Here is a 6925-nt window from a genome sequence, read left to right on the forward strand (position 1 = left end):
CCCCCCGCGACTGGAAATTTATTCCTGGCCGGCCTGGACGCCGCGCGGTTCCTGGGCCGCCAGTTTGCAGACGTCTTGCAGCCATAGGGAAAACGCCTGGACGGCACTGCGCGGCGCGCGGGACGCTTCGGTGCAAAGGTAGTACTGCGATTCGCCGGGGATGGTGATGCGGGTGACGCGCACCAGTTTGCCTTCGTCCAGCCATTCGGCCGCCAGGCTGCGTCGCGTCAGCGCTACGCCCTGGCCCGCGCGGGCGGCGGCCAGCATCATGCCCAGGTCCACCAGCCAGACGCCGCGCGAGGGCTCGGGCCAGTCCAGGCCGGCGGCGTCCAGCCACGGCCGCCAGGGCTCCATCGGGCAGCGCAACAGCTCGGCGCGTGCCAGGTCTTCAGGCCGGTTGAAGGGCCCGCGCGAGGCCAGGTAGGCGGGTGAGCACACGGCAAAGACCGGGTCGTCGGTAAGTTGGCGCGCGTGCAGCCCGGGGTATTTGCCGCTGCCGAACCGCACCCACGCGTCGGCGTTGGGCGGCATGATGTCCAGATACGGAATGGACAGCAGGATTTCCAATTCCACATCGGGATGCGCGGCGGTAAAGCCGGGCAGATAGGGGATCAGCACCTGGCGGGCGAATGTGGGCGTGGACACCACGCGCAGCGGTTCGGGTTTGGGTTCGCCACGCTGATGCAGCGACGCGTCGGACAGCAGGTCCAAAGCCGTGCGGACCTGGCTGAGGTAGTCGCGCCCGGCCGCGCTGAGGGTAGCGCCCCGGCTGCTGCGGATGAAAAGCGACACGTCCAGCATCGCTTCCAGCGCGGCGATGCGCTTGCCGATGGCGCTGGCGGTGACAAAGAGTTCTTCGCTGGCGCGTTCAAAAGAACCCAGCCGCGCCGCGGCTTCAAACGCCTGGATGGCGGCCAAGGGCGGCAGCCGCACATCTTTGGAAGGGGAAGGTCCGCGCATGATCGTCTGGCGGGCCGGCCGTGCGCCCGACGAAAGAGTGGCAACGGCGCATTATAAAAGTGAAGCGCGGTCGCCGCGCCTGAAGGGTAGCGTGGTCGACGCCCCTGAAGTGAAGGGCGTACGCCGCGCCCGGAGTGAAGCGGAGCTGCCGCGCCCGCGGCCCGGCCCCGTTCAGATGCCCTTGATCGCCAGGCTTGCCGCCAGGCCCGCCATGACCACGGCGATGACGCCGTCCAGCACGCGCCAAGCCGATGCGTTGGCGAAAAAACGCGCGAACACGCGCGAGCCGATGCCCAGCACGGCCAGCCACAGCAGGCTGGCCGTGAAGGCGCCCGCCGCGAATGCCATGCGCGCGTCGTCAAAGCCGTGGGCCAGTGAACCCACCACTACCATGTCCAGCCAGAAGTGCGGGTTCAACAGCGAAAACCCCAGCGCGCCCAGCATCGCGGCGCGGCGCGAGGGCACGACGTCACGCGCGGCGGCAAGGCCGCCCGTGGCCGTCCACGCGCGGCGAGCCGATTGCAATGCGTACCACGACAGAAAGGCCACGCCGAACCACAGGACGGCGGTGGTCAGCCAGGGAAACCAGGCGGTCAGGGCTTGCAGGCCGGAGACGCTGGCAAAGATGAACACCGCGTCGATCAACGCGCAGATGGCGACCACGCTGAACAGGTGCGCGCGCATCAAGCCCTGTCGCAGGATGAACGCGCTTTGCGCGCCCACAACGGCGAACAGACCCAGCCCGGTGGCCGTTCCGCTGGCCCAGGCAGTAAGAAAGAGGGGGGATGACAACGTGGCGAACATGATGCAAATACCTGTGACTGCTACGCCTGTGGCGGCGTTTTATGAAGGGCGCCGACCGCATTGCGCAGTTCGGCGAAAGCGTATTGTCCCTTGTCAGGCGGATGAAATACAGCTAATTTTCCTTCACTAAATTAAGGAAATCTAATCCGTGAAAATCGATCATGGCAACTTGCGGGCGCTAGCTGCGGTGGTGCGCGAAGGCAGCTTCGAGCGGGCGGCGCTGTCGCTCAGCGTGACGCCCTCGGCCGTCTCGCAGCGCATCAAGGCGCTGGAAGACCGCATGGGCCGGCTGCTGGTCCAGCGCACCGTGCCGGCCGCCGCCACCGCCGATGGCCAGGTGCTGGTGCAACTGGCCGAGCAGACGGCGCTGCTGGAACACGACGCGCTGAACCGGCTGGGCGTGTCGGACGACGACGTGCCGCACGCCAGCATCCCCATCGCCGTCAACCATGACAGCCTGGAAACCTGGTTTGTCGACGCCGCCTTGCAGTTCTCGCAACGCACGCGGGCCACGCTGGACATGTTGTCCGAAGACCAGGACCACACCGCCGCGCTGCTGCGCAACGGTTCGGTGCTGGGGGCGGTGACGACGCTGGCGGATCCGGTTCAGGGTTGCCGTATCCATTCGCTGGGCAGCATGCGATATGTGGCGACCTGCACGCCGGATTTCCACAAGCGCTATTTTGCCCAGGGCGTCAATGCGCAAACGCTGGCGCAAGCGCCCGTGCTGGTCTTTAACCGCAAGGACGCCTTGCAGGCGCGGTTTGCCCACAAGATCTCGGACCCGGCGCCGTGGCAGCCGCCGGTGTGGTGGGTGCCGTCCACCCGTGCGTTCGTGCAGGCCACGCTGGGCGGACTGGGTTGGACGATGAATCCGCTGCCGCTTGTGCAGGAACACCTTGATGCCGGTCATCTGATGATGCTTCGCGGCCGCGCCTGGGAGGATGTGCCGCTGTATTGGCAACATTGGCGGGTAAACTCCGAGGCGATGGAAGCCTTGACCGATTCGGTTCTGTCAGCCGCCCGCAGCTTGGTACGGCGGCGTTAACCCACCAGGAGGACACCCCATGAACATCCGCAAGTTCGCACTCATTGCCGCCATTGGCCTGTGCACGGCCGGCTCGGCGTGGGCCAAGGACTACAAGGTTGGCCAGATCGAGATCGACGACCTTTGGGTGCGCGCGTCGGCGCCGGGCCAGTCGAATGGGGCGGGCTACATGGACATCGACAACGATGCCAAGTCCGAGGACCGCCTGGTGTCGGTGACGTCCGACGCCGCCGAGCGGGTCGAGCTGCATACGGTGCAGACCGAGAACGGCGTGTCCAAGATGCGTCAGGTGGAAGGCGGCATCGCGCTGCCCGCCGATACCGAGGTCAAGCTGAGCCCGGGCGGCTATCACGTCATGTTCATCAAGCTGCGCGCGCCTTTCAAGGACGGCGCCACCGTGCCCGCCACGTTGAAGTTTGAAAAGGCCGGTGAAGTCGCCGTGCAATTCAAGGTCAAGCCGGCGTCACATAACCCCGGCATGAGCCACGATCACGGCGCGATGAAACACTAAGCGCGACGCCCGCCGACACACCCGGTTCAGTACAAGCCCTGCTGACGCATGGCGTCGGCAACCTTGACGAAGCCGGCGATGTTGGCGCCGTCCAGGTAGTTGACGTATTCGCGCTCGCTGTGGCCGTGGCGCACGCAGTTCTCATGGATGTCGCGCATGATGGCGTGCAGGCGCGCATCCACTTCTTCGCGCGTCCATGCCAGGCGCGCGGAGTTCTGCGCCATTTCCAGGCCCGACACCGCGACGCCGCCCGCATTGGTGGCCTTGCCCGGCGCGTACAGCACGCGCGCGGCGATGAAGGCCTTGGCGGCATCCAGCGTGGCCGGCATGTTGGCGCCTTCCGCCACGCACAGCACGCCATTCTTGATCAGCGTTTGCGCATCGGCCAGTTCCAGTTCGTTCTGGGTGGCGCACGGCAGCGCCACGTCGACCGGCACGTGCCACGGGCGCTTGCCCGCTTCGTACTTCAGCCCAAATTCCCGGGCATAGGTGTCCAGGCGGCCGCGCAGGTCGTTCTTGATGTGCATCAGCGCCACCAGCTTTTCATGCGTGAAGCCGGCGTCATCGACCACGGTGCCGTTCGAATCCGACACGGTCACGACCTTGGCGCCCAGCGACATGGCTTTTTCGATGGCGTACTGCGCCACGTTGCCCGAGCCCGAGACCGACACGCGCAGGCCATCAAACGACTTGCCCACGCGCTTGAGCATTTCCTCGGCGAAGTACACGGTTCCGTAACCGGTGGCTTCCGGGCGGATCAGGCTGCCGCCAAAGGTCAGGCCCTTGCCCGTGAAGACGCTGGCGGTCGAGTTCGACAGCTTTTTCATCATGCCGGCCATGAAGCCGACTTCGCGCGCGCCCACGCCGATATCGCCGGCCGGCACGTCGGTATCCGGACCCAGGTGACGATACAGCTCGATCATCAGCGCCTGGCAGAAACGCATGACTTCGGCGTCGGACTTGCCCTTGGGGTCGAAGTCCGAGCCGCCCTTGCCGCCGCCCATGGGCAGCGTGGTCAGCGAATTCTTCAGCGTTTGCTCAAACGCCAGGAACTTGAGGATGGACAGGTTCACCGACGGGTGAAAGCGCATGCCGCCCTTGAAGGGGCCGATGGCCGAGCTGTGCTGGATGCGAAAGGCGCGGTTGACCTGGGCTTGGCCGCGGTCATCGGTCCAGCACACGCGGAACTGGATTACGCGTTCCGGCTCAACCAGGCGCTCAAGCAGGGCGTGCTCGGCGTAATGAGGGTGCTTTTCGATGAAAGGCCACAGGCTCAGCATCACCTCTTGGACGGCTTGCATGAACTCGGGCTGCTGCGGGTCGCGCGCGGCGACGCCACGCAGGAAGTCGTCCAGACTCTGCACTTTCAACTTGATCTCCTCGGGGTGCTACGAATAGGTGCGTCTTGCGCCATTGTGGGGCGCGGTTGACTTGTTCTGGTGCATTGGCCGCACCGTCATGGTGCGCAAGTGTATGGGAAATTTGTTGCCCTGCGCAAAGGGTCGCACCGGCTGTAGGGCCTTGAAAAGAAAGCGAATTTTCCGCAAATAAACAGGGACGCATCATTCGGCGGCGTGGCGTTTTCGCGTCAAAATATGCACCACGAATTGCCTGAGCATTGATTTCCCAGGGTATTTGCATGTGTCCCTGTTTTATCGGGCAGGGATGGTGGGGGCGGAAGCATCGCCAAGCCGTGCAAACAAAGGGGTTTGAGGCGTGGCGACGGGATATCGAACGCGGCCCAATGCGTTTATGCGTCCCCAATTAATTTTTTCGTAAGGGGCGGCTCCGAATGCGGTTCGGGCCAGGCCGGCAGGGCGGACGCGCCTGGCGCGAGCCGCCCTAAGGCATTACAGCGTGGCGTCGTAATCGATCGTCAGCGGTGCGTGGTCCGAGAAACGCTCGTCTTTATAGATAGCGACATTGCGTGCGCGGGCGGCAATGCCCGGGGTGGCGATCTGATAGTCGATCCGCCACCCGACGTTCTTGGCCCAGGCCTGGCCGCGGTTGCTCCACCAGGTGTATTGGTCGGGCCGGTCGTCGATGGTGCGGAACACGTCCACGAAACCGCGCTTGTCGAACACGTCGGTCAGCCATGCGCGCTCTTCGGGCAAGAAGCCCGAGTTCTTCATATTGCCCTTCCAGTTCTTCAGGTCGATTTCCTTGTGCGCGATGTTCCAGTCGCCACAGATGACGAATTCGCGGCCCGTCGTCTTGTGTTCATGCATCAGGGCGTCGATCCAGGGACCGAAGCGGTCCAGGAACCGGTACTTGGCCTGTTGGCGCTCGTCGCCGCTGGAGCCCGAGGGCAGGTAGGCGCTGATGACGGACAGGTTCTTCCAGTCGGCGCGGATGATGCGGCCTTCGGGGTCGAATTCTTCGCAGCCCAGGCCGATGTTCACGCGTTCGGCGGCGTCGCGCAGGTAGATGCCCACGCCGCTGTAGCCTTTCTTGACGGCATGGTGGAAGTGGCCGGTGTAGCCGGGCGGGTGACGCAGATCTTCGGTAAGGTCCGAGTCGGCAATCTTGATTTCCTGAAGGCAAAGCACGTCAGCGGCGTGCTTTTCCATCCACGGTTGCAGGCCCTTGCGAAAGGCGGACCGGATGCCGTTGAGATTGATCGACGTGATGCGCAGCAAAGCGAAACTCCTCTAGAGCGGCCGCCAGGGGCCGGAACAATGCCCAGGAATTTAACCGACTGCGCGGCGGGGGCAGGTAATAGCCCCGACAACGGATAAAATGCGGGGGTTTGCCATCCACCGGACCCACTCGCATGCCCGCCGCCGCTTCCCCCTGTCCGTCTCGCCCCACTTCCCTGGAATTTGTTCGCTTCGCGCTCGACGAAGGCGTGCTGCGCTTTGGCAGCTTCAAGGTCAAGTCGGGTCGGATCAGCCCCTATTTCTTCAATGCCGGCCTGTTCAACAGCGGCCGCGCGGTGGGCAAACTGGCGCAGTTCTACGCGCAGGCGCTGCTGGATTCCGGCGTGCAGTTCGACATGCTGTTCGGCCCTGCGTACAAGGGCATTCCGTTGGCCACCGCAACGGCCGTGGCGCTGGCGGGCCACCCGGCGATGGACGGGCGCAACGACGTACCGTTTGCCTACAACCGCAAGGAAGCCAAGGACCACGGCGAAGGCGGCACGCTGGTCGGCGCGCCGCTCAACGGCAAGGTCGTGATCATTGACGACGTGATCACGGCCGGCACGTCGGTGCGCGAATCGGTGGAGATCATCCGCAACGCGGGCGCCGAGCCGGCCGCCGTGCTGATCGCCATGGACCGCATGGAACGCGCGGGCCCCGACGACGCGCTGTCGCCGCATTCCGCCGTGCAGGACGTGGCCAAGACCTACGGCATTCCGGTGGTGGCGATTGCATCGCTGTCGGACATCATGGCCCTGCTGCAAGACGACGCCGCCTTCGCGGAAAACCGCGATGCCGTGCAGGCGTATCGGGCCAAATACGGGGTGAAGTAAGGCGGCGCCCGGCCGGTAGCGGCAACGGTGGCGCGGTGCGCCGCCTTGTCAGCCATAGGCCACCATGGGTTCCGCGATGCCGTGCGTCTGGCCGAATATCGGAACGCCGCAAAACAAAAGGCCGCGGCAA

The 6925-nt window shown here is 64.8% G+C and carries 7 protein-coding genes; 3 read left to right on the forward strand and 4 right to left on the reverse strand.

Annotated features, from left to right (window positions below; genetic code table 11):
- Positions 1 to 18: 18 nt before the first annotated feature.
- Both ACNPP0_RS03350 and ACNPP0_RS03355 read right to left on the reverse strand, forming a co-directional pair.
- On the reverse strand, positions 19 to 960 hold the full coding sequence (locus ACNPP0_RS03350; protein ID WP_332609651.1) for a LysR substrate-binding domain-containing protein: 942 nt from the start codon (positions 958 to 960) through the stop codon (positions 19 to 21).
- Positions 961 to 1131: 171 nt separating this feature from the next.
- Entirely contained in the window at positions 1132 to 1764 is a 633-nt protein-coding gene (locus ACNPP0_RS03355; protein WP_332609652.1) for a LysE/ArgO family amino acid transporter, read from the reverse strand.
- 148 nt (positions 1765 to 1912) lie between these two features.
- Between ACNPP0_RS03355 and ACNPP0_RS03360 the strand changes: the two genes are divergently transcribed.
- Entirely contained in the window at positions 1913 to 2812 is a 900-nt protein-coding gene (locus ACNPP0_RS03360) for a LysR family transcriptional regulator ArgP (protein ID WP_332609654.1), read from the forward strand.
- A gap of 19 nt (positions 2813 to 2831) precedes the next feature.
- A complete protein-coding gene (locus tag ACNPP0_RS03365) occupies positions 2832 to 3323 on the forward strand; it encodes a copper chaperone PCu(A)C (protein ID WP_332609656.1) in 492 nt (163 codons plus the stop codon).
- Positions 3324 to 3349: 26 nt separating this feature from the next.
- Here ACNPP0_RS03365 and gdhA read toward each other — a convergent pair whose 3' ends face one another.
- Positions 3350 to 4693 (reverse strand): NADP-specific glutamate dehydrogenase, encoded by a 1344-nt coding sequence (gene gdhA, locus ACNPP0_RS03370; protein ID WP_332609657.1) that lies wholly within the window; start codon positions 4691 to 4693, stop codon positions 3350 to 3352.
- Between the two features lie 480 nt (positions 4694 to 5173).
- The gene (locus ACNPP0_RS03375; RefSeq protein ID WP_332609658.1) at positions 5174 to 5962 is read right to left on the reverse strand and encodes an exodeoxyribonuclease III; all 789 of its coding nucleotides are present in this window, start codon (positions 5960 to 5962) and stop codon (positions 5174 to 5176) included.
- A gap of 134 nt (positions 5963 to 6096) precedes the next feature.
- On the opposite strand from ACNPP0_RS03375, the gene pyrE reads away from it, so the two are divergent.
- On the forward strand, positions 6097 to 6795 hold the full coding sequence (gene pyrE, locus ACNPP0_RS03380) for an orotate phosphoribosyltransferase (protein ID WP_448705019.1): 699 nt from the start codon (positions 6097 to 6099) through the stop codon (positions 6793 to 6795).
- The last annotated feature ends 130 nt before the right edge of the window (positions 6796 to 6925 follow it).

The organism is Achromobacter semiaridum (assembly GCF_053543755.1).